This window comes from Candidatus Saccharimonadales bacterium, assembly GCA_035317825.1.
Taxonomy (GTDB): Bacteria; Patescibacteriota; Saccharimonadia; order Saccharimonadales; family Saccharimonadaceae; genus DATHGB01.
Window position 1 is genome coordinate 56,740 of record DATHGB010000025.1, and the last position, 18,973, is coordinate 75,712.

Sequence of the window (18,973 nt, forward strand, 5' to 3'; positions counted from 1 at the left end):
CCATGCTTGGTTCAGCCCGAAGTGTACTTCTGCAAAGTGCGCTACCTGCGCCTATGGCTGCCTATAGCTTTAGCGAAGGCTCAGGCCTTACAACTGTAGATTCGTCCACTCACGGTCGCACACTTACTCTTAACGCAACAACTTGGACGACTGGCCATACGGGATTTGGCATAACTAATACCACTACGGGACAGGGTGCTACCGGATCTTTCATAGGACCAGCGGATACTCTTACGATTATGGCTTGGATTCGCCCTTTAAATCTTGCCGCGGGTACGACGCATTTTGCGTTAGGGTTTGTCGATAGCTCGGCTAATACTCAGGTCGGTATATTCACTCAGCGTGCAGATTTTGGCACGTCGGATGTCCTACAGGCCGATATACGAATAGGGGGAAGTCTAAAAGAGTTACACGGTACTGCTCTGACGTTGAACACATGGACGCATATCGCCCTGACCTATAATGGTTCCATAATATATCTATATAAAGATGGTGTGCTTGTGACATCACTAGCGGCTACGGGGAATATAGGAACCGGCGATGCTTTTTATGTTGCGGGCTGGAGTACAGTTGCCCCGTATGATACCGACGTTGATATTGATGATGTCCGCGTCTTTAGTACTGCCCTTACTCAGGGGCAGGTTATAATCGGCATGAACACCCCCGTCACATAGTTTGTTTTAAGGCCTTATAATAGAAGTATGGGATATCTGCCCATGCTACTCCAAAAAACAGAAACTTTGCCTGAGGGCAAAGACTGGATTTATGAACGTAAATATGACGGCTGGAGATTCCTTGCGTATCATGATGCGGACAAGGATAGATCACGTTTAGTAAGCCGCGGCGGAAATGATTATACCGCTGAAAAGAAATTTTCAATTGTCGCAGGTCAGATCGCAGCTGCGGCAAGCTATCTTGATGCGGTGTTCGACGGTGAAATAGTCGGAGAGGTTGAGGGCAAACACAATCTTCGTACGCTGCGAGTGCCCGAGGCAAAGCTGGTTTATTACGTGTTTGACCTGCTGGATATAGACGGAATTCCGCTTGTTGGTAGGCGATGGTCCGTAAGGCGCGCGGCACTTGAAGAAATATTTCAGTCACAGCCGAACATCAAGCTCGCTCCTTATTCAGATGATAAGGATAAGATACTTAAAAAAGCTAAAAAATCTGGTTATGAGGGTGTTGTTGCGAAAAACATCAGAGGGGTCTACACGCAAGACAGTCGAACGCATATGGCATTGAAATATAAATCTCCAGAGTACCGTCGAGAATGATAACTCTTTATATTTTGCGGAAAGGATATTTGACTTAAGGTGCTTAAAGTTCCTACACTGGATATAGGGGGTAGGATCAACCAGGTGTGCGTGTAAATGAATAAGGAGGGTGTTATGAAAGCAGCAATTTTTAAGGGTAAGGGTAACGTTGAGATTAATGAACGACCAGATCCTAAAATTCAGGATCCGACCGATGCTGTCGTGCGGGTCGTGATGGCCTGCGTTTGTGGTTCAGATCTTTGGCCTTATCGCGGAATACGTAAGAGAAAAATAGGTAATCCTATTGGGCATGAGTTTATTGGAATAGTCGAAGCAACTGGCTCGGATGTCACTAACATCAAAGTAGGCGATTTTGTTATTGCTCCGTTTCTTTATAGCGATGGAACATGTCCTCATTGCCAGGTCGGCATGACCGCAAACTGTCAGCACGGCGGTGGTTGGGGTAGTGATTCTACTGATGGAGGCCAAGGTGAAGCCGTGCGAGTACCCCTCGCTGACGGTACCTTGGTAAAAGTGCCAAAATCAGACTACCCAGAAGATATGTTAGCTTCCCTTCTTACCCTTTCGGATGTGATGTGTACCGGCTATCACGCAGCGATCAGCGCTGGCGTTAAAAAAGGCGACACCGTTGCAGTTGTGGGAGATGGCGCTGTCGGGCTCTGCGCTGTTATAGCAGCGAAAATGCTCGGCGCTAAACGTATCATTGCCCTTAGTCGAAACCCTGCCCGTCAAAAACTTGCGAAAGAATTCGGCGCAACGGATATTGTTGAGGAACGTGGCGGCGACGCAGTCGAAGCGATTATGAAACTTACGGATGATGTCGGTGTTGATGCAGCACTTGAATGCGTTGGCACAAACGAAGCTGTCCAAACGGCAATTGGCATTGCTCGCCCAGGTTCAATTATTGGTGTCGTCGGTTTACCTACTGATGTCGAGTTGCCTTTTAGCGACATGTTCTTCAAGAATATAGGAATTCTTGGCGGTCCTGCCCCAGCTCGAGCGTACATACCTAAATTACTTGACGATGTTTTGGAAGGCCGCATTAACCCGGGGCGTGTGTTTGATCTAAGAACAGACTTAGATGATATCAAGGAAGCGTACGCAGCCATGGATGAACGGCGAGCTATTAAGTCGCTGCTAAGAGTAAGTAATCTATAGGAGGAAATATGAAAATCATACCGCCAACAGAAACGACAAAAGGTCCAAAAGAAATGTTTACAGGCGACGTTTATATGAATGTCATCGCTAAAGGTGAAGAACCTTCACGAGTGCGTGTTAATACGGTCCGTTTTATGCCCGGTACTCACACCGCATGGCACTCTCATGCTGTCGGACAGACATTGCATGTAACTGACGGTGTCGGATTGGCTCAAGCCCGTGATGGTGAAGTCCAAGAAATTCGAGCTGGCGACACAATCTACACGCCTCCTGGTCAGTGGCATTGGCATGGTGCCGCGCCGGATCACTTTATGACACATCTTGCTATTTGGGAGGCTCCCGCTCAGGATAGTGGTCCCGAGAGTGAATGGGGTGAGCTGGTTACGGATGAGGAGTACGGACAGACTTAGTTCCAAAACATACAGTAACTAATAAATAGAGAGTTGCTTCAGAAGAAGCTCACAGTTCGTTAATTAAAGATTCAACCTTCGATCTTACGATGTCGCGGGTTTGACGGTGAAACTCAAGTGATTGTCCACGGGGATCGGCTACGTTCCAATATCGTATGTTATTCAATTTACGTACAAAATCGGGTAATTCATCAGTGGGCTTAAATGAGACGATTAGATTCACATCTCTTGCTACTGCCTCGTCAATCGGTTTGCGCACGCTTCGGTCCATGTCGTAGCCTTGCTCTTTCATGACTTCGATTACGAGTGGGTCAATTGGTTTACCTACGGTAGGGTTTACTCCCGCACTCAGAGCTTGGTGCTTGCCTTTTGCGAATGTATTAAGGAATATCTCTGCTTCTTGGCTTCGGGCTACATTTCCATCGCAGATAAAAAGGATCTTCATGTCTTAACTATAGCAAAAAAATCCTCCTCGTTCTTTTAGGTGTATAATTATATGTAGACAACCATACTCCGGTCCCTGCGCGTCTTATATATACACTTAGTTTCCTGTTATGATGACGCTGATAACGGTCAGCAACATTTACCAGGCAGCTTCATACAATAAAATCCGTTCCAACTAAGCATCTGTTTTAGTTGTTTTTTATTTCTTAAGCAATGGAGTGCATATATGAGCAAGCAACACTGGTCTAACTATCTTGAGACACCAAGGCGAACCACATCGCCGGTAAAAATTGATCTTATCTTAAAGAAACGTATGAAGACTTTCATGAAGGCGAAAATACGATCTCTTCAGGATATTTCTAATACGGATTGAAAATACGATAAAGGTCCACTCATAGAAAATGAAAATGGCTCATCTCACGATGAGTCATTTTCTCTCGTGACCCCGCTAGTGCTTATAGGGAGATTTTAAAAGACCAATTAGTGCACGTCTTCTCGATGGCTCAGTTGTTAAGGGCTTAGTCAAAGTTTTGCGGTACACATCTGGAAATAACACTTCAGCATGGTATTTTTTGCGTAATTTTTCGTACCATTTTTTATCATAAATTGTCCAATATTCTTCAGGTGTGTAGTATGCGTGAGCGTAGAGTACTTTTCGCCCTCCAAGTTTATGGACTTTATTTTCGATATCTCTATTTAGGGTACGAAAATCTTTGCCGGTTTCTTGTGGTTCGCCCCAAATACCAATGTTTATAACGAGTTTTGTATCAAGTGCGGTCGGCGCAAGCTTATTATCAGTCGGCTTTAATGGGCAAATCCAAAGTGGATAGATTCTTGTAGTAGTGTCGTTGTATTCTAAAAACTTGTTAACCGTTTCTTGCGGCAAGCAGATATCCTGAGCTACATAACGGTATGAGTATCCTGAACTGTGTAGCAGCTTGAATAATGTGCGTGTTTTGAACATCCAAGAAAGGAGGAATCTGTTCATTCGGTTGAATTGTATTTTTGTGCCTCTAAAACCATATTTAGCAACCCAAAAACCACCCCGATCATAACGGAAAAGATAATCTGTCAGCGGAGTAGGCTCTTCGTAGATACCTTGAGCAAGCCGTTCTTCAACGTGCAGATAAAACCACTCATTCCATGCATGCGCAAAATGCGCTACTTGCCCAACTTTTTTATGTGAATATTCACCCACCACGACAACTCCTTTGTTCTTGGACAGTTGAATCGCATCAACAAATTCAGCACCTTTATTGACGTGTTCTTTAACGATTGAGATTGTTTCTTTGTAGTTCTCGGTAGGATAATAATTCAGTTTTACGTACTTTGCAGAGCGTATGATCTTGATTTTGATAGCTGTTAAAACACCCAGTGAGCCAAATGAGCAAGCTAAGCCTTGAAACAGGTCTTTATTCTTGGTTGGCGAGCAGAAAACCCGGTCTCCATTTCCAAGAATAACTTCATATTCTAGGCAGGTGTCGCTGAACAGGCCATATTTGTGCGAGCTACTTTCGCCTGAACCGCCTTGCGCCGCTCCTCCAGCCGTAATGCCGGGAAACTCTGCGACCATTGGAAGCGTAAATCCGAATTTACCTGTTGCTTTAACGAGTGTGTCGAGTGGAACGTTTGGCTCTGTAATAACATAGCCATCTTCTATATTAATTTCTATAATCTCATTTAAATCGCTTACATCAATAATTGCTAAATCTGGGTCGATTGGCGGACGTGTCGAGTTGGTTGAACCATGAAACATCTTTGCTTGCTTGCCGGATTGAGCAAGTTTTTTGACGGTTTCCTGAATATGCTTTGCCTTTGCGATGTGGGCAAGATGAGAGATTTCCATTGCTTGTATTATATATGTTTAATGTGTTTCAGGAAAAGTTTCTTACCCTCCTCGAAGCCATGACGCCAAACAAACGCTCTCTCGGGCTGAGTAATCTTTACGCGTTTGCCGCCACAACAAAAGACCCATCCGCGAAGGATGAGTCTTTTATGGTGAACCATAAGTCCCAAATGTGGAACACTTTATGGCCTAGTTTGGTGCGAATGCATAAAGAATTGGAGAAGCTGGGTGTCGGTAAGCTAGAACATTGACTTTATATAGTTTTTATGCTAAATTGAATACTTCGACTACTTAATTGTATAATATTCTCTTTTTACTACAAGCGAAGGATGCTCACATGAGTAGTCAGCAAGAACCTTTCTATCGGATTACCGGTGACTCAGGCACTTACGCCGATCCGCATGTGCTCAGTAGTGATTTGCTGAGCATGATCGAGCGTATTCCTGTCGGTGGCTACCACTACATCCCTGCGCAGATCGCCGTTGCGCGCGAAAAGCTCGTCGTAACAGAGGTGAGTGACGGAACTCGGGCCAAGCTCGAAATGCGTCTCTTGCAGAAAGAATACTCGTGGTATCGGGCGCGAACCGGTTACTTAGTGCAGCTGGCATTGCAACAACGCCTACTCGCACGTCGGGAGAAGCTACTGCAGCAGGCGCGTGACTCACGACAAGCGTTTTACGCGTTTGCGGCGAGTCATCCAGACGTAGAGGTCACGGGGTTCGGTCCGGACATTCCCTCAGTCGAGGAAATAGTCGCTCGGATCGAAGCGAGTCGCGCAAAGTGATCAAGTAGGTTCGAATTATACCGCCAGATTCTCATCATGAGAATCTGGCGGTTTTCAATTTCTTGCTCTACCCTAGCTTTAAATATTGACATATTAAAATATTTATGCTATTATGTAAATGACATCGCCAATTGGCGAATACTCTTATAACAAATCAAACAGAGAAAATTATGGAATTTATTTATTTGGCAACGTTTTTCGTTGCATTTGCATCTAGTATTTTGAGTGGCATGGCCGGCAGCGGCGGAGGATATATCATGGCCCCGTACTGGCTGCTGACGGGTATGACACCTGCGCAAGCTGCAACTTCCGGTGCCTTTGTGGCGGGTGGCATGGCCGGCAGCTCCCTAGCAGCCTTTCGTGGGTCGGACCACATGCCCAAAAACCGCAAATTGGTTGTATCGCTCGTGGCAGTAACATTAGTGTCGTCAGCAGTTGGCCCATTTTTTCTGCAACACACTTCAGCAGATACCTTTAAGCCGCTGGTGGCTATTATTACTATCGTTGCGCTACCATTGTTATTCATTCGACGCCCAAACATTGAACTGAGCCGAAAACATAAAACAGTGGGTATGGGAGTACTCATAATGATATTGCTAGCCAGTTCATACATTACTAGCAGTGCTTTTTCACTGATGATAGCGATCGTTCTTTCCCAAATGTTCAGCCTCACGGTCCTGCAATCAACAGCCCTGCGTCGACTCATAGGCATTGTACAGTCGGCGGTTATGTTCAGTGTCCTATTCGCGCTAGGTAACTTTGTCTGGGCTCATGCGATCGCAGGAGTCATCGGTGGAATTTTAGGTAGCTATATTGGCACGAAATTTGCTATTAAACGGGGTGAGCGGTTCGCTAAATATGCGCTGGCGACTGGTGCGGTCGTTGGGGCGATTGCTTTGCTGGCGTGACCCAATTGCTGCAGCGCACAGCGCTGCAGCAATTGGAGTTCGATTCTCCAGTCACCAAGAAAAAAGCCCCAACTAAAGCAGAGGCTTTTTTCTTGGTGACCTTATGGGGAATGTTTTGGAACACCCTCTATTCTAGTCTCGTGATAATGAGTGAACGACTTGAGAAATTAGCGAATTAGTGGCTGACAATTTTTAGACTAATTTACACCAAAACTGGCCCCTAAAAAATTCGTTCGCCTCCAAATAGCTCGGCTTAGTAAGCATCGAGCTACCCTCTTCTAGAAGACAAGATACTCGCCTTCTAGATAAAGGAGTAAATATTATATACTCTATCCTTACTGGATCATCTATACAAGGGTTTTTATCATATGTTTTATAAAAATAATGTAACATTTTTGTCAAATAGATGATCTGAACCTAAAAATTAGCTGAATTAAACGCTTTCTTACACTTAGTCGGCCTGTAATAATCTTATTTTGATATCAATCAAGTATTGTAGTAATATGCTACATAGTTGGCTTTATGATTTAGTTTTGACGTTATTACACAAGCTAATTTTAAGAGTCTCTAACATAATACCTTAAGGAGTGACCATAGCTATGTTAAATGATACGCAAATTTATATCGTTGTAGACATTGAGACCGACGGTCCGGTGCCTGGAATATATTCTATGTTAAGTATTGGTGCTGTCGTCAGCACATCTACGGAAGAGGTCGATAGCTTTTATAGGAAAATAGCACCTCTACCCGGTGCACAACAATATAAGGAAACTATGGATTGGTGGAACATGAATCCTGATATTTGGGAAGAGGCAACGACAGATGCGGAAGAAGCGAGTGTAGTAATGCAAGATTTTTGCAAATGGGTAAATAGTTTCGGCAAGGCGCCAGTTTTCGTAGCGTCTCCATTGACATTTGATTTTGGATTCGTAAACTGGTATATAGAAAAATTCGCAGATACTAATCCTTTTATGGACTACTCAGATGTCCAGCGAACTTTAGACCTCGCTTCTTTCACGGCTGGAAAATTCAATCTTCCGTTAAGTCATTCACGTAGTGTACATCTGCCGGAACACTTATTGGCAGGCATGCCAGAACACTCACACAAGGCTATAGACGATGCAAGGGGCTATGGGGTAATCTTGAGAAATATTTTAAGGACTGACGTATAGATTCTGATATATACTCACCAAAGTAAAAATATCTATCCTCGAGATAGATATTTTTACTTTGGTGATCTCACCGGGAATCGAACCCGGATTGCCAGGATGAGAACCTGGCGTCCTAACCGTTAGACGATGAGACCGTAAATACTTGCTTACTTTAGCAAAAAACAGAGGTATTGTCTAGGTGTCTGTCGGTGGTGCGACGTCTATTTTTGAAATGACGTCGAGCAATTTTTTAGGAGTAATCTCGGCCTTAATAAGGTACGCGTCAGCCGCGTGTTCCATTGCCATGCGTGATTCTTCGTCTTGGTCAAAGTTAGTCATAACAATGACTTTTGTGTTTGGAATAAGATCCGTGCCGCTGCCACGAAGCACCTTAAGTATTTCGCTTCCCCGTCGTTCCGGTAGCATGATGTCGAGTAAAATCAGGTCGTACGGCTTGTTACGGGCCGCTACCAGCCCGTCGTTACCGTCAACCATCCAATCAACATCATAGCCTGCTTTTTTTAGGCTACGAATATACATTTCCCCAATAAAGCGGTCATCTTCTATACATAAAACTGTCTTGATCGCCATTTAATTTATCCCCTATACATCGCGTGATTTTTAATCCAGCCTGTGCCATGTTCGATGAGGCCTTCGTTGCTATTATCACTTGCTTTTAGCTTTTCGGCAACTGTCGCATAGATTGGGAGCGTAAATTCAAAGGTAGATCCCCGGCCCTCTTCACTGCGCACGCTGACTGTTCCGCCATGGGATTCAACGATTGCTTTACAAATGTATAGGCCAATCCCCGTTCCCGCGACGGTTTCCCTGGAGCGGTGTGAGCGGTAGAACTTATGGAACAAATTGCTGACAACGTTGCCTGGCATACCGATACCGTGGTCTTCGATTTCAACTTTGACGTAGTCTCCTTCAGCTGACGCCGTCACGTTGACCGCTCCGCCTTCGTTGCTGTACTTTATGGCGTTGTCTATGAAGTTGCTTAGGACCTCGCTAACGCTGGCGCGGTCTGCGGCGATGGTTGGTAGGTCGTCGGGAAAATGAACGGCTAACATACGGTTTTGCGATGAAGCCCGGAGCTGCATATCGTCGTTAATCGTGTCATAGATAGCGGCAACGGAGTCTTCGGACAAATGCACCTTAAGATGCCGGCGGTCGTACCTTGACGCGTTTAGGATATTATTGACGTAACTACTAAGGCGGTTAGAAGACACGACTAGCCGGTTAAGCAGTTCTATTTGGTCTTCGTCGAGCTTTGGCGCTAGCTCGTCAGATAGGACATCGAGGTATCCTCTAATGACAGTGATTGGCCCCCGCAGTTCGTGTGCGGCAAAGGCGATAAAATCAAGGCTGTCGTCTTCGGGTTTATATTCTGCCGTGCGTTCAAACAGCGTAAGGATGACTTCGGCCTCGCTTCCCTTTTGGTACGAGGCATTTATATCGTAAATTTTACGGTCATCTTCGCCGGTGATTTTGTTCGCGATACGACGCCAGGTATATTCGGCATGTACTGACTGCTCCTCGCATTTATCAAGCCATGCGGTCAAGGTGTCTTCATGTTCAAAGATAAGGTCGATAATCTTTTCCTCTTTGTTATCAACATGAACGGGCGCCACGTCGTTCGCGTATACGACTTTTCGTTCTGGATCTAAGATAATAAATCCGACTGACTTCATTTCATCGAGTGCGGTGGAGAAATTAATAGGGTTTTGGTCGGTCTTGGCGACACTTTCGCTTGGCTTTTCTTTTGCCGCGAGTTCATAAATCAGCTGAAGGATCGGTTTGAATCCGTCGCGTTCGAAGTGTTTGGCATTCGGGTTAGGCGGCGCAATGATGGTCGGCTCGCCGGATATATGGGTTAGCGCGCTCGTCACGTCTCCTAGCGGAGTAATTAACTGGAATAAAAGTAAGACGTTCAGACCGATCGAGGCTGCTAATACGGCAACTAGGGTGATCCAGAAAGATATGGAAAACGTCACGACGCCACCGACAATAAGCGCTCCACCAATAGCAAGCGTGACGGCGATCTGCATGATTACCGTAAGGATAACTGCTTTTTTCTTATAGCGTGGCCAATAGTCACGGATCATCGGAGGCCGCTTAGCTTGTTTTTCTACTTCCATGAGACACTCCCACCGCCGTTCGGTACTGCCGTGATCCAGGTTTGTCCCCGGACAAGCGGTACTTCTTTTCCGGCTGCATCCGTAAAGGTAATTTGACTGGCGCGATCTGCCTTATGCCAGGTAACTGTTTGGACGATGCCATTTTGGAAGATATTCGCTTCACCGCTACCATTCGTGGTTATAGACTCGCGGTAGCCATCTTCCATAACTAGACTCATGTTTACTTTCATCGCGATAACAACGTCAGGGGTTATCTGGCCTTTTTCGCGGTCCGTGTGAGGAACGCCAGCAAGTTGCCGATTGTACTTATTGGTTGCTGGGTCGTATGTATAGGCAGTGTTGTATAAGGCACTGCTGATGTTGATAGCGACACTTGTCGCGTCGGGTTTGACACTGGCTTTTCCGTCTACCCTTGGAAAGGCGATGAAGGCAGATTCCGTATACCCTTTTGCCCGGTTGAGCGCGTCTAATCTTTCAAAGCTTGTGTAAACATTATGAGGCGCGTAGCGGTCGCTGGCCCGCCAGTAGCTGCCGGCATTAAAGAACTGGTCGATATCACGGTATTTGCCATTCCGAACTTCGTCGAGTGCGAATTTACTGCCTCCGATGTGCGCGACACTGGCATTATACGGCGCAACCCAGTCAACGTAATACAGGCGGACACTTCGGACTGGTCCAATGAGCGCGGGTTTTTCTTGTTGGTAGAGCGCGAGGAAACGTGTAATCCCGCCTTCGGCAATCGCTTCGTAGACGATACCGGCGTCTTTAATGCCCGATTGGGGCCGGGCGTCGGGGCTGTTTTCGATCATAATACCGGTGACTGCTTGTTTGGTCGTCGCCTCGTCAGGTACGACCTCACCCGTTAGGGGTGAGTAATAGACGACGGGTTTTGGTTTGGGCGCTACCTTGATGATTTGCGGGAATATTTGAGGTGATTTTTGCGCCAAAACAACGTAAGCTACTATTCCAGCGATGACAACTAAAACGGCGCCGGCGATAATGTAGGTCCGGGTACGGTGAGTCTTGATCCAATTTCGCAGCTTAGTCCAGAAATGCTTTTTTGGTGTTTCGTCGTTCATGCTAATGGTTATTATAGCAGATGTGGGATCTGATTCGACCCTCTATGGAACTTGTCCTATTTTATAGTGGCGGTTGCGCGCTCTAGCCGTGCCAGCACGGTATCTTTTCCAAGCACGGCAAGCGTATCGTTAAGAGCGGGACTAAATGGTGCCCATGAAACTGACAAGCGAATGAGGCTGAATAGGATGCCTGGTTTTTGGCCAGTACTTTCAAGCAGCCTGTTCAAGGTATCCTGCACTGCTTCGGGAGTAAATTCACTTGCTCGAAGGGCGAGAACAGTCTGTTCAAGGAGAGTTTTTACCTCGGCATGATCAACTTTTTTAAGCTGCTTGTTATCGGCGAGCATTTCCCAGTTTGGCGTAGGCTCTTCAAAGAAATAGTTTGTCAGTAGTGGCAAATCTTTGAGTGTTTTTAGGCGATCCTGGACAAGGGATAGAACAAGTTTTTTGTGCTCTTCGGTGCTGCTTTTCGCACTTTCTGGCCAAAAGTTCTCAACTCTGCCGTATAAATCGTCCAGGCTAAGGCGGCGAATCCATTGGCCGTTAAGCCAAAGTAGGCGTTGTTCGTCGAAGCGTGCACCGCTACGTTGGACACGACTCAGGCTAAATTTCGTGACTAATTCGTCTAGTGAGAAAATTTCTTGTTCAGTGCCATCGTTCCATCCCAGGGTCGCGATAAAGTTCAAGAATGCCTCTGGTAAAAAGCCATCGTGAATATAGTCGAGTACGTCTTTGGCTCCGTCGCGTTTGCCTAGCTTTTTGTTGCCCGATTCAGCCATGATGTGCGGCATAGTTGCAAAAACGGGAAAATCTACTCCTAAGGCCTCATATAAATTAAGGTAGTTCGGCTGGCTGGAGATATATTCTTGTCCGCGAATAACATGGGTAATACGCATTTCCGCGTCGTCAACGATGTGCGCGAAGTTATATGTCGGATATCCGTCAGACTTGATAAGGATGAAATCATCGACGACTTCTGGGCCTGTAGAGAGGTCACCCATGACTTCGTCGTGCCATGCGTATGCTTTCGGGTCGGACTTAAAACGGAGTGGTGTCGTTCCGTCCCAAGCTGGAGGATTCTCTGGCCGGTGTTGACGGTACAAAAATGCGCGCTTCTCGCTTTTAGCCTGATCTCGAAATGTTTGCATTTCTTCTGGCGTATAAGGATCAGCGTATGCCCTGCCGCTACCGATAAGTTTTCGTGCCCATTCTTGGTACGTCTCTAGGCGTTCACTCTGTTTATAAGGTCTAAAAGGCCCGCCAATATCAGGGCCTTCATCGTGCGTAATGCCAAGAGTCGTGAGGACTTCCAGGATGTGTTCGGCAGATCCTTCGACCTCTCGTTTTTTATCGGTATCTTCAAGGCGTAACACGAATGTTCCACCGCCGTTTCGTGCTGTAAGCCATGCGAAAAAACCGGTACGAAGATTACCAACGTGCATAAAACCAGTTGGACTAGGAGCGAAACGAGTACGGATATGGTCAGTCATTAGCTGTAGTATAGCAAATTAACAGGGATAATTACAGGCTGGTTGCAAGCGAGCGGATTTGGCTAGATGATAATGGCGCGTCGCCTTCAATCGTGTAGAGGATTCCGTTGTTAACCCAGACAGCATTGCCGTCGTGAGCGTAAATCGTGAGGCCGCGTTCGGAATATGGCATGTAGTCGTCGCCCCATTTTTGTTTCACGTAGTTTTCCTGAACGGCGCTTGAGTCCCAGCTGGTTTTAGATTGTTTGATGCTAAAATTCTGAGGACCGCTATTTGAGGCGAACTTCATGTCTACTTCACCTTGGCTGTACGCGATTGGACCAGAAAGGCTGTACCCGTCCGGGTTGTATTCAGGATACGATGCATTGATGCCAGCTTGTGCGGCGGCAACGCGGACGGAAAGATGTGGCATATTGAGGTAAGTGAAGTATCCGGCGAGTAAAAGAACAGCGATACTAGCGGACATGACACTTGCCGTGCGCGAAAACCTACGACTTGTTTTTTGCTTTGAAGCCAAGTGGGCCTTGGGCGCATTGTCGAGTGCCTGGGTGATAGCTTCTTGTTTAATGACGCTTGAAGGCTTTGGCGCTAATTTTATATCAGAGGATTTTTTTGCTGCCATTTGCGCGTGTGCTTTTTGTGCCATTGGATGAGCAACGTGCGCGATATCCATCGTTGGACGTGCAGGTTTTTGTGTAGCCCCGGAAGGATGAGCCGCGAATTTAGTAATATGGCTACTGCGCTGAATGTTTTGTGCTTTGGGCTGAATGACTGGAGCGCTTTTTTGAACGACCTGTCGGTTCAGGGTGTTCGATTTTTGCGTTTGGTGATGAACCGCATGTGCGGGATGACTTTTGGACGTTTCCTGATGCTGTACGGCAGGTGTGTCTACTTGATTATGATTATCCGTTGCTTTAGCAATTGGCAAACCGGTCAGTGCGTCATATTCGGTACCATTAATGGTGATTGTCTTTTGGCTCATCTGTCTATTTCCCCTATAAGCGTCGCAGGTTGTTTTAGCCTGTAACCGTTACCTTTTATAGTAGGTAAATCTGAGTGATTATGCAAGCGTTTTTACGTAGTATTGCTATAATATAACAAGATGTATCACCCACCACCCAAGCGAAAACAGCTCATCCAGCGAATTGCCGTCTACGTACTGATGTCAATCAGTGTCGTAGGGCTTGTTACCGCATTGGTTCTAATCATGCTGGGATACCAGTTTAACCGTAACGATGGCAAGATCGAACAAGGTGGCCTCGTGCAGTTTGATTCTCATCCCGGCGGCGTGAATGTAGCAATTGATGGGGCAAGTTTTGGTACCCGGACACCTTCCAAGACGACAATGACGTCAGGCGATCATTTTATTACGATGAACCGTGACGGCTACCGGCAGTGGCAAAAATCGGTGAATGTGGTCGCTGGGAGCGTACTATGGCTAAACTATACGCGTATGATTCCTAATGATCTTGCTCCTGCGAACGTTGCATCTTTTGCAACTCTGGGAGGAACATTGTCGTCCCCTGATGATAAATGGATGGCAATTCAAGAAGCTCCTGCCGCGCCGGTCATCAAACTAGCAGACCTGAGCGCGGATGAAGTAAAAACATCTTCTTTGACACTGCCTAGTGATAGCTATACGCAACCTAGCGCGGGTCAGTCGCAAAGTTTCAGCCTGGTAAATTGGGATAATGATAGCCACTATCTTTTGGTTAATCATGTATATGACGGCGCAAAGCAGGAATGGCTAGCCGTCGATACGACGGACGTCTCTAATACGAAAAATATTACGAAATTATTTAATGTCACGGCAAGCAAGCTGGTGTTTAGCGCAACGAACAATCAGGTGATGTATGCGCAAATCGGTACTGAAGTGCACAGGCTCGATCTTTCCAGCACCGTTTTGTCAGCTCCGCTCCTTACGAACATTGCCGAGTTTTCTAGCTTTGACCAAAAAATAGGATACGTGACGTTACCGGATGCCACGACTAAACAGCGAAGCGTTGGTTATCTGACCGAGGGAGCTAATAAGCCGCATGTTATCCGATCGTATACTGACGACGCCAATGTTCCCCTCCATCTTTCAATTAGTAAATATTTTGGTGATACGTATATTTCTATTGCTCATGGCGACAAGGTAGAAGTCTTACAAGGTGATCTACCGAAAAGCGATACGACGCGGGCACTTGCCCTGACGACGCTTGTCTCGATGTCGGTTACGGGAGGTGCGCAATATCTTTCGGCAAAAACGGAAGGACGCTTTATTATCGCGCAACAAGGCGCTTCGTACGTCGTGTATGATCTGGAATTAAAGAAAACCACAACGACTGCCCTTAAAGGCAGCGCGGCGGTCGCTTCCGAGCTTCGGTGGATCGACGGGTATACGTTGTGGAGCGACCAAGACAGTCGTCTGCGTCTGTATGAATTTGACGGTGCTAACCAACAGGATATTATGCAGGTAGAGCCTGGCTTTAGCGCATCAATAAGCCCGAATAGCAAATACCTTTACGGGATTACCAAAACGTCTGATGGCCAGTATCACTTAACGCGTGTCCGCCTGATTCTTTAGTCTAGCTATCTCCGCCGCCAAAGATTCGCTGTAGGAATGTCGGAGAGTTACCAGGGATCGAAACGCTTTGATTATTTGATGTGTCATTTTCGGGTGCTGCTATAGCCTGCCCGGGGCTTGGGCTCACTTGTTCTGCCGTGACAAGCAGACGGTTGATCGCTGTTCCTAAAGGCGTACAGGTGATGAGGGTAAGGACTGGCTTATCGGTCGGGTACACTAGTTTGCTCACATCCGTAGGCTTTACTACTTCTTTTTTTGTCACGACATAGGTGTACCGCGTTGAGTTATAGTTGGCATAAATAGTATCACCCTTATCAATATGATCAAGCCGGGCAAAAATAAATTTATAACTGCCTGAATCAATGAGGTCGTTACTCGAATGGCCGGATAATACGGTATTACCTACTTGGCCAGGTTTGCTATTGGCACCAGGAATGCCAAACCACGCCACGCCGTTTTCCATCGCCTTCATTTGCCCGTCGTAATCCGGCGTCGCGGTGTAATTAACAGGAACATCGACGTTGATTTTAGGAATAATAAGCTTTGAGTCGGGACTGACGGCTACGGCTGTCGTAGGATCGACGATGATATTGGCAGGATCAACGTTCCCAGGACTAACGTACGCTTCGACGTTTGCAAAGAGCACCCGGTTGTATTGCAGGAACAAGAATAAAAGAACAACGCAAAGTGCCGCCGCGATAGGAACGAAATGCCGGCTTTTACGTACTTTTACTGCTGACGTCTGTATTTTATTAACAAGTTTTGCCCGCAGGTCGTACATCGCCTCGTCGCGGCTGAAGGTGTCGCTGGCTTTTTTCTCGACGGTTTCTTCCTGCCTGTCGGGAATCGTGGCGAGTGGTGTCATCGCCGCAGTTGCCTGGCCTGCGCGCGCTTCTAGCGCTTCCCTAGCCCGGTAAACCTGGCCGACATAGTAGCGTTCGTAATATTTCTGATAATAATCTTGCCAGGCGCTGTGATATTGTTTCCATTGGTCAGCCTGAACGACGGCGTGATTAGTCTGCGTTCGTTCATAGGGACTTGTTGCTTCAATAGATTGCTGAGGAACAGGCTCCTTTGCGGCAACAACAGGAGTTGTTTGAGGGGTCGGCGTATCCGTGCTACCGCTATAGATAGAGTCAAGTTGGTCGCGAACAACGTTCGCGGCGGCTTCTTGATGTTGAGCCGATGCCCCGTTGTCATCCGGACGCAAAACATGGCGCGTAGGCACAACTGGACCGGTATTTCTAGGGTTGTAGGGTGGCATATCTATAGATTCCTGTTTATTTTTAGTATACAATAGATCGCGAGCTTTCGATACGCCGCGGTGGTGGAATTGGTAGACACGCCAGACTCAAAATCTTGTGAGCTTAATGCTCGTACCGGTTCAAGTCCGGTCCGCGGTACCAAACTAAAAACGATTCTGTAAAAAGAATCGTTTTTAGTTTTTAAACAACTCGTTCAGCCGTTTTCGAGCCTGGCCTAATCTCTCAGTGTCTTGCCATGTACTCTCTCCTGACACATCCCGCGCCATAGTGCGTGCCAGAGAATCGTGCAATTCGTGGCCATCAAAATCTGGATCAAGCAGAAGCATATTTATAAGGATAATACCTTCTGGTAGCAGAGGTGAGGATCGTGTCTTGACCTGAGCATATTTCTCGGGGTCTTTAGTTTGGTGTGGCGGAAAATAGACGAAGTCCTTTTTTTCAGAAATATCGTCGAGCTGTTTAGCGGGTACGAGAAGTCCTTGGCTATCATCACTAGAGTTATGAAGCCCTAGCACGACATCTTAACTCAGTCTGCCCGTTTGACGTGTTCTCACCTCTGGGCTAAGGGAGTAAGAATCTGGAGAAGCTAGTTCACTTTCAATAAGACCGACAGTGTGCGTATATACATTCTCACGAGCTGCTTTTATTCGTTCAGCAGCAGGCCTTATATAGATGAGTTCGTATAAAGGTAGAGCGACAGTTTTAAGCGCAAGGTGATGATATGCTCTGGGGTCGTGGGTATAGTTTTCGTGAATGGCGTCTATTATTGCAGTCCTTGCTATATCTGGCCTGCCATTAAAAAGAGCTTCATCGGCTGCAGATACACTTTCAGGAAGAAGTGCGCGTCTTTGGATGCGTTCGTACATTTATGATATTTTAACATAAATATATATTTTAGTAAATGGACGCCTCTGTTATTTATGAGGTGTCAAACTGGCGGTTGCTGCTTCTAGGACCTTAGCTTGATTCCATAGCCAGTACGCGGCCGCCGTTGTCGCCACTTGTCCGCGCCAGATCGCCATCGGATTTTCCCATTCGGACGTTGTTACTTCCCCGTCGTGAGCAGCGATGAGGTACTCTTTATGAAGTACCATGATTGCAACAGGATAGGTCGTCGTAAATTTATGTACGGCCTCAACCACACCCGTTAACTGCATGCTGAACGTAAGCATTTTTGGATAGTACACGCTTTGGAATAGCTTTTGCAGCTGTGCAAACGACACGACGAGTAGCGTGTTGGGCCGTTCGACTATTGCCGCGGAACTGTTTTTAATGAGGTCAACGGCATCGCGGGTTAACGTGAGCGGTCCAGTATACTCACGCAAGAAATCCTCGTATAAAATAGCTGTTTCGCTATTACGCCCAGCATCGCCGATCATAAGGACCGCATCAGCCCAATGGCCGAGTACTTGCATATCGGTACTTGCCGCGCGGGCAAGGCTGCCTGATGGGTTGGTGGCGCTAAATATCGTATCCGTTATGGTTGGTGGGATAGTTTTTCTGAGCACGTCAGGAAGAAGGACGCGAACTTCGCCAACCCCTGCGTTAAGCGCCGTGCCATACGCTTCGGCCACGCTTACGAATCCTAGTTTGTTACCACCAATAATGCCTAATTTTCCAGCCCGGGACTTTTGTTCGGGCTTGCTCCATTCAATGTCGGGGAAAAGCGGACTAGAGCTGGTCTGCTTGCGCCAGTAGGTATGTTCCATCCTGTCCTTTCTGTAGTTCGTACGCAACGTCTTTGCGTTCGATAACTACTTTCCAGCCTTTTTCCATGGCAATTTCCAGGAAGTCATGGGCGGGGTTAAATGCCAAAGGTTTTTCGACGATTTCTAGCATTGACGCGTCACCTTTCGAATCTCCAACGGCAACGCTGTCTTTAAACGTTAAGTTATGGGATTTGGCATATTCCGTGATGAGCTCTCCCTTGCGCCCATAGACATAGCGTTCATAGTTGCCCGTAAAGACATCTCCGTTACGTTCGAACAACACGCCTATACAATCATCAAAGCCGTATTGTTCGGCAAAAGGTTGCGCGATTTCCTGGTGTGATCCGGTGATGGCTAAAAGAAAATACCCGTCATCTTTTAACTGTTTAATGTAGTCACGGGTAAATTTATATACCTTGTGGCCCGATGCTTTAACGACCTTGGATGATGCTTCCTCGAGCATCGCTAAAGACAGGTTCGATATGCAGGCGCTGAGCGCGTCAACGATGGTCGCTTCGTATTCGCCGAAAGATATTTTGCGGCTAGTCCATGCTAAAAAGCGGTCATCAATAAGTCCGGCTGTTTTAGCGTCAAGCTGGCCAGCGTCTTTTAGGGCGAATACGAATTCATGAAATAACTGCCAACGGAATAAGGTACCGTCAATATCGAATGCGGCGAATTTGCGTTTAGCGGGCATTTTCAAATCCTCCAACCTGTTTAATATCGTGAGTTAGCATATATAAAG

General features: G+C 46.6%; 21 protein-coding genes and 2 tRNA genes. 10 read left to right on the forward strand and 13 right to left on the reverse strand.

Features of this window, described 5'->3' with window-relative positions:
- Positions 1–2 precede the first annotated feature (2 nt).
- From VK497_05080 to VK497_05095, 4 genes are all read left to right on the forward strand, one after another.
- Positions 3–674 carry a LamG domain-containing protein gene (locus VK497_05080; GenBank protein ID HMI09738.1) on the forward strand — a complete coding sequence of 224 codons (672 nt, stop codon included), beginning with the start codon at positions 3–5 and terminating at the stop codon, positions 672–674.
- 27 nt (positions 675–701) lie between these two features.
- A complete protein-coding gene (locus VK497_05085; GenBank protein ID HMI09739.1) occupies positions 702–1,274 on the forward strand; it encodes an RNA ligase family protein in 573 nt (190 codons plus the stop codon).
- A gap of 114 nt (positions 1,275–1,388) precedes the next feature.
- Positions 1,389–2,432 (forward strand): zinc-dependent alcohol dehydrogenase family protein, encoded by a 1,044-nt coding sequence (locus tag VK497_05090; GenBank protein ID HMI09740.1) that lies wholly within the window; start codon positions 1,389–1,391, stop codon positions 2,430–2,432.
- Between the two features lie 8 nt (positions 2,433–2,440).
- The gene (locus VK497_05095) at positions 2,441–2,842 is read left to right on the forward strand and encodes a cupin domain-containing protein (protein ID HMI09741.1); all 402 of its coding nucleotides are present in this window, start codon (positions 2,441–2,443) and stop codon (positions 2,840–2,842) included.
- Positions 2,843–2,891: 49 nt separating this feature from the next.
- Here VK497_05095 and VK497_05100 read toward each other — a convergent pair whose 3' ends face one another.
- Positions 2,892–3,287 carry a hypothetical protein gene (locus tag VK497_05100; GenBank protein HMI09742.1) on the reverse strand — a complete coding sequence of 132 codons (396 nt, stop codon included), beginning with the start codon at positions 3,285–3,287 and terminating at the stop codon, positions 2,892–2,894.
- A gap of 225 nt (positions 3,288–3,512) precedes the next feature.
- Between VK497_05100 and VK497_05105 the strand changes: the two genes are divergently transcribed.
- Positions 3,513–3,659 (forward strand): hypothetical protein, encoded by a 147-nt coding sequence (locus VK497_05105; protein ID HMI09743.1) that lies wholly within the window; start codon positions 3,513–3,515, stop codon positions 3,657–3,659.
- Between the two features lie 75 nt (positions 3,660–3,734).
- Here the strand turns inward: VK497_05105 and VK497_05110 are convergent, their stop codons facing one another.
- Positions 3,735–5,132 carry an FAD-binding protein gene (locus tag VK497_05110; GenBank protein ID HMI09744.1) on the reverse strand — a complete coding sequence of 466 codons (1,398 nt, stop codon included), beginning with the start codon at positions 5,130–5,132 and terminating at the stop codon, positions 3,735–3,737.
- Between the two features lie 337 nt (positions 5,133–5,469).
- On the opposite strand from VK497_05110, the gene VK497_05115 reads away from it, so the two are divergent.
- The 3 genes from VK497_05115 to VK497_05125 all read left to right on the forward strand — a co-directional run bounded on the left by VK497_05115 (position 5,470) and on the right by VK497_05125 (position 7,996).
- Positions 5,470–5,916 carry a hypothetical protein gene (locus tag VK497_05115; protein HMI09745.1) on the forward strand — a complete coding sequence of 149 codons (447 nt, stop codon included), beginning with the start codon at positions 5,470–5,472 and terminating at the stop codon, positions 5,914–5,916.
- A gap of 170 nt (positions 5,917–6,086) precedes the next feature.
- A complete protein-coding gene (locus VK497_05120) occupies positions 6,087–6,824 on the forward strand; it encodes a sulfite exporter TauE/SafE family protein (GenBank protein ID HMI09746.1) in 738 nt (245 codons plus the stop codon).
- Positions 6,825–7,423: 599 nt separating this feature from the next.
- On the forward strand, positions 7,424–7,996 hold the full coding sequence (locus VK497_05125) for a 3'-5' exoribonuclease (protein HMI09747.1): 573 nt from the start codon (positions 7,424–7,426) through the stop codon (positions 7,994–7,996).
- 59 nt (positions 7,997–8,055) lie between these two features.
- On the opposite strand, the gene VK497_05130 is transcribed toward VK497_05125, so the two are convergent.
- From VK497_05130 to VK497_05155, 6 genes are all read right to left on the reverse strand, one after another.
- Positions 8,056–8,130 (reverse strand) — tRNA-Glu (locus VK497_05130).
- Between the two features lie 40 nt (positions 8,131–8,170).
- Positions 8,171–8,566 (reverse strand): response regulator, encoded by a 396-nt coding sequence (locus VK497_05135; protein ID HMI09748.1) that lies wholly within the window; start codon positions 8,564–8,566, stop codon positions 8,171–8,173.
- Positions 8,567–8,571: 5 nt separating this feature from the next.
- On the reverse strand, positions 8,572–10,116 hold the full coding sequence (locus tag VK497_05140) for a HAMP domain-containing histidine kinase (GenBank protein ID HMI09749.1): 1,545 nt from the start codon (positions 10,114–10,116) through the stop codon (positions 8,572–8,574).
- A complete protein-coding gene (locus VK497_05145) occupies positions 10,107–11,195 on the reverse strand; it encodes a DUF3048 domain-containing protein (protein HMI09750.1) in 1,089 nt (362 codons plus the stop codon). The genes VK497_05140 and VK497_05145 overlap by 10 nt, the downstream gene beginning before the upstream one ends.
- Before the next feature lie 56 nt (positions 11,196–11,251).
- Positions 11,252–12,685, reverse strand: a complete 1,434-nt coding sequence (gene gltX, locus VK497_05150) for a glutamate--tRNA ligase (protein ID HMI09751.1) — start codon at positions 12,683–12,685, stop codon at positions 11,252–11,254.
- 31 nt (positions 12,686–12,716) lie between these two features.
- Entirely contained in the window at positions 12,717–13,667 is a 951-nt protein-coding gene (locus VK497_05155) for a hypothetical protein (protein ID HMI09752.1), read from the reverse strand.
- A 120-nt stretch (positions 13,668–13,787) separates the two neighbouring features.
- On the opposite strand from VK497_05155, the gene VK497_05160 reads away from it, so the two are divergent.
- Positions 13,788–15,254: a PEGA domain-containing protein gene (locus VK497_05160; GenBank protein HMI09753.1), complete on the forward strand. Its 1,467-nt coding sequence runs from the start codon at positions 13,788–13,790 to the stop codon at positions 15,252–15,254.
- 1 nt (position 15,255) lies between these two features.
- Here the strand turns inward: VK497_05160 and VK497_05165 are convergent, their stop codons facing one another.
- On the reverse strand, positions 15,256–16,518 hold the full coding sequence (locus VK497_05165) for a sortase (protein HMI09754.1): 1,263 nt from the start codon (positions 16,516–16,518) through the stop codon (positions 15,256–15,258).
- Between the two features lie 54 nt (positions 16,519–16,572).
- Here VK497_05165 and VK497_05170 point away from each other — a divergent pair.
- A tRNA-Leu gene (locus tag VK497_05170) sits at positions 16,573–16,660 on the forward strand.
- A gap of 32 nt (positions 16,661–16,692) precedes the next feature.
- On the opposite strand, the gene VK497_05175 is transcribed toward VK497_05170, so the two are convergent.
- From VK497_05175 to VK497_05190, 4 genes are read right to left on the reverse strand one after another with little or no spacing between them, the layout of a single operon-like run.
- The gene (locus VK497_05175; protein ID HMI09755.1) at positions 16,693–17,034 is read right to left on the reverse strand and encodes a hypothetical protein; all 342 of its coding nucleotides are present in this window, start codon (positions 17,032–17,034) and stop codon (positions 16,693–16,695) included.
- A 6-nt stretch (positions 17,035–17,040) separates the two neighbouring features.
- Entirely contained in the window at positions 17,041–17,385 is a 345-nt protein-coding gene (locus VK497_05180) for a hypothetical protein (GenBank protein ID HMI09756.1), read from the reverse strand.
- Between the two features lie 48 nt (positions 17,386–17,433).
- Entirely contained in the window at positions 17,434–18,228 is a 795-nt protein-coding gene (locus tag VK497_05185) for a hypothetical protein (GenBank protein ID HMI09757.1), read from the reverse strand.
- The gene (locus tag VK497_05190; GenBank protein HMI09758.1) at positions 18,191–18,925 is read right to left on the reverse strand and encodes an HAD-IB family phosphatase; all 735 of its coding nucleotides are present in this window, start codon (positions 18,923–18,925) and stop codon (positions 18,191–18,193) included. Before VK497_05190 ends, VK497_05185 begins: the two co-directional genes overlap by 38 nt.
- Between the last annotated feature and the right edge of the window lie 48 nt (positions 18,926–18,973).

Coding starts and splice junctions, on each gene's coding strand:
- VK497_05190 (HMI09758.1), bottom strand. CDS start 18,925: ATGCCCGCTAAACGCAAATTCGCCGCATTCGATATTGACGGTACCTTA.
- VK497_05085 (HMI09739.1), top strand. CDS start 702: ATGGGATATCTGCCCATGCTACTCCAAAAAACAGAAACTTTGCCTGAG.
- VK497_05185 (HMI09757.1), bottom strand. CDS start 18,228: ATGGAACATACCTACTGGCGCAAGCAGACCAGCTCTAGTCCGCTTTTC.
- VK497_05125 (HMI09747.1), top strand. CDS start 7,424: ATGTTAAATGATACGCAAATTTATATCGTTGTAGACATTGAGACCGAC.
- VK497_05135 (HMI09748.1), bottom strand. CDS start 8,566: ATGGCGATCAAGACAGTTTTATGTATAGAAGATGACCGCTTTATTGGG.
- VK497_05095 (HMI09741.1), top strand. CDS start 2,441: ATGAAAATCATACCGCCAACAGAAACGACAAAAGGTCCAAAAGAAATG.
- VK497_05090 (HMI09740.1), top strand. CDS start 1,389: ATGAAAGCAGCAATTTTTAAGGGTAAGGGTAACGTTGAGATTAATGAA.
- VK497_05100 (HMI09742.1), bottom strand. CDS start 3,287: ATGAAGATCCTTTTTATCTGCGATGGAAATGTAGCCCGAAGCCAAGAA.
- VK497_05140 (HMI09749.1), bottom strand. CDS start 10,116: ATGGAAGTAGAAAAACAAGCTAAGCGGCCTCCGATGATCCGTGACTAT.
- VK497_05110 (HMI09744.1), bottom strand. CDS start 5,132: ATGGAAATCTCTCATCTTGCCCACATCGCAAAGGCAAAGCATATTCAG.
- VK497_05080 (HMI09738.1), top strand. CDS start 3: ATGCTTGGTTCAGCCCGAAGTGTACTTCTGCAAAGTGCGCTACCTGCG.
- VK497_05115 (HMI09745.1), top strand. CDS start 5,470: ATGAGTAGTCAGCAAGAACCTTTCTATCGGATTACCGGTGACTCAGGC.
- VK497_05120 (HMI09746.1), top strand. CDS start 6,087: ATGGAATTTATTTATTTGGCAACGTTTTTCGTTGCATTTGCATCTAGT.
- VK497_05155 (HMI09752.1), bottom strand. CDS start 13,667: ATGAGCCAAAAGACAATCACCATTAATGGTACCGAATATGACGCACTG.
- VK497_05160 (HMI09753.1), top strand. CDS start 13,788: ATGTATCACCCACCACCCAAGCGAAAACAGCTCATCCAGCGAATTGCC.
- VK497_05165 (HMI09754.1), bottom strand. CDS start 16,518: ATGCCACCCTACAACCCTAGAAATACCGGTCCAGTTGTGCCTACGCGC.
- VK497_05145 (HMI09750.1), bottom strand. CDS start 11,195: ATGAACGACGAAACACCAAAAAAGCATTTCTGGACTAAGCTGCGAAAT.
- VK497_05180 (HMI09756.1), bottom strand. CDS start 17,385: ATGTACGAACGCATCCAAAGACGCGCACTTCTTCCTGAAAGTGTATCT.
- gltX (HMI09751.1), bottom strand. CDS start 12,685: ATGACTGACCATATCCGTACTCGTTTCGCTCCTAGTCCAACTGGTTTT.
- VK497_05105 (HMI09743.1), top strand. CDS start 3,513: ATGAGCAAGCAACACTGGTCTAACTATCTTGAGACACCAAGGCGAACC.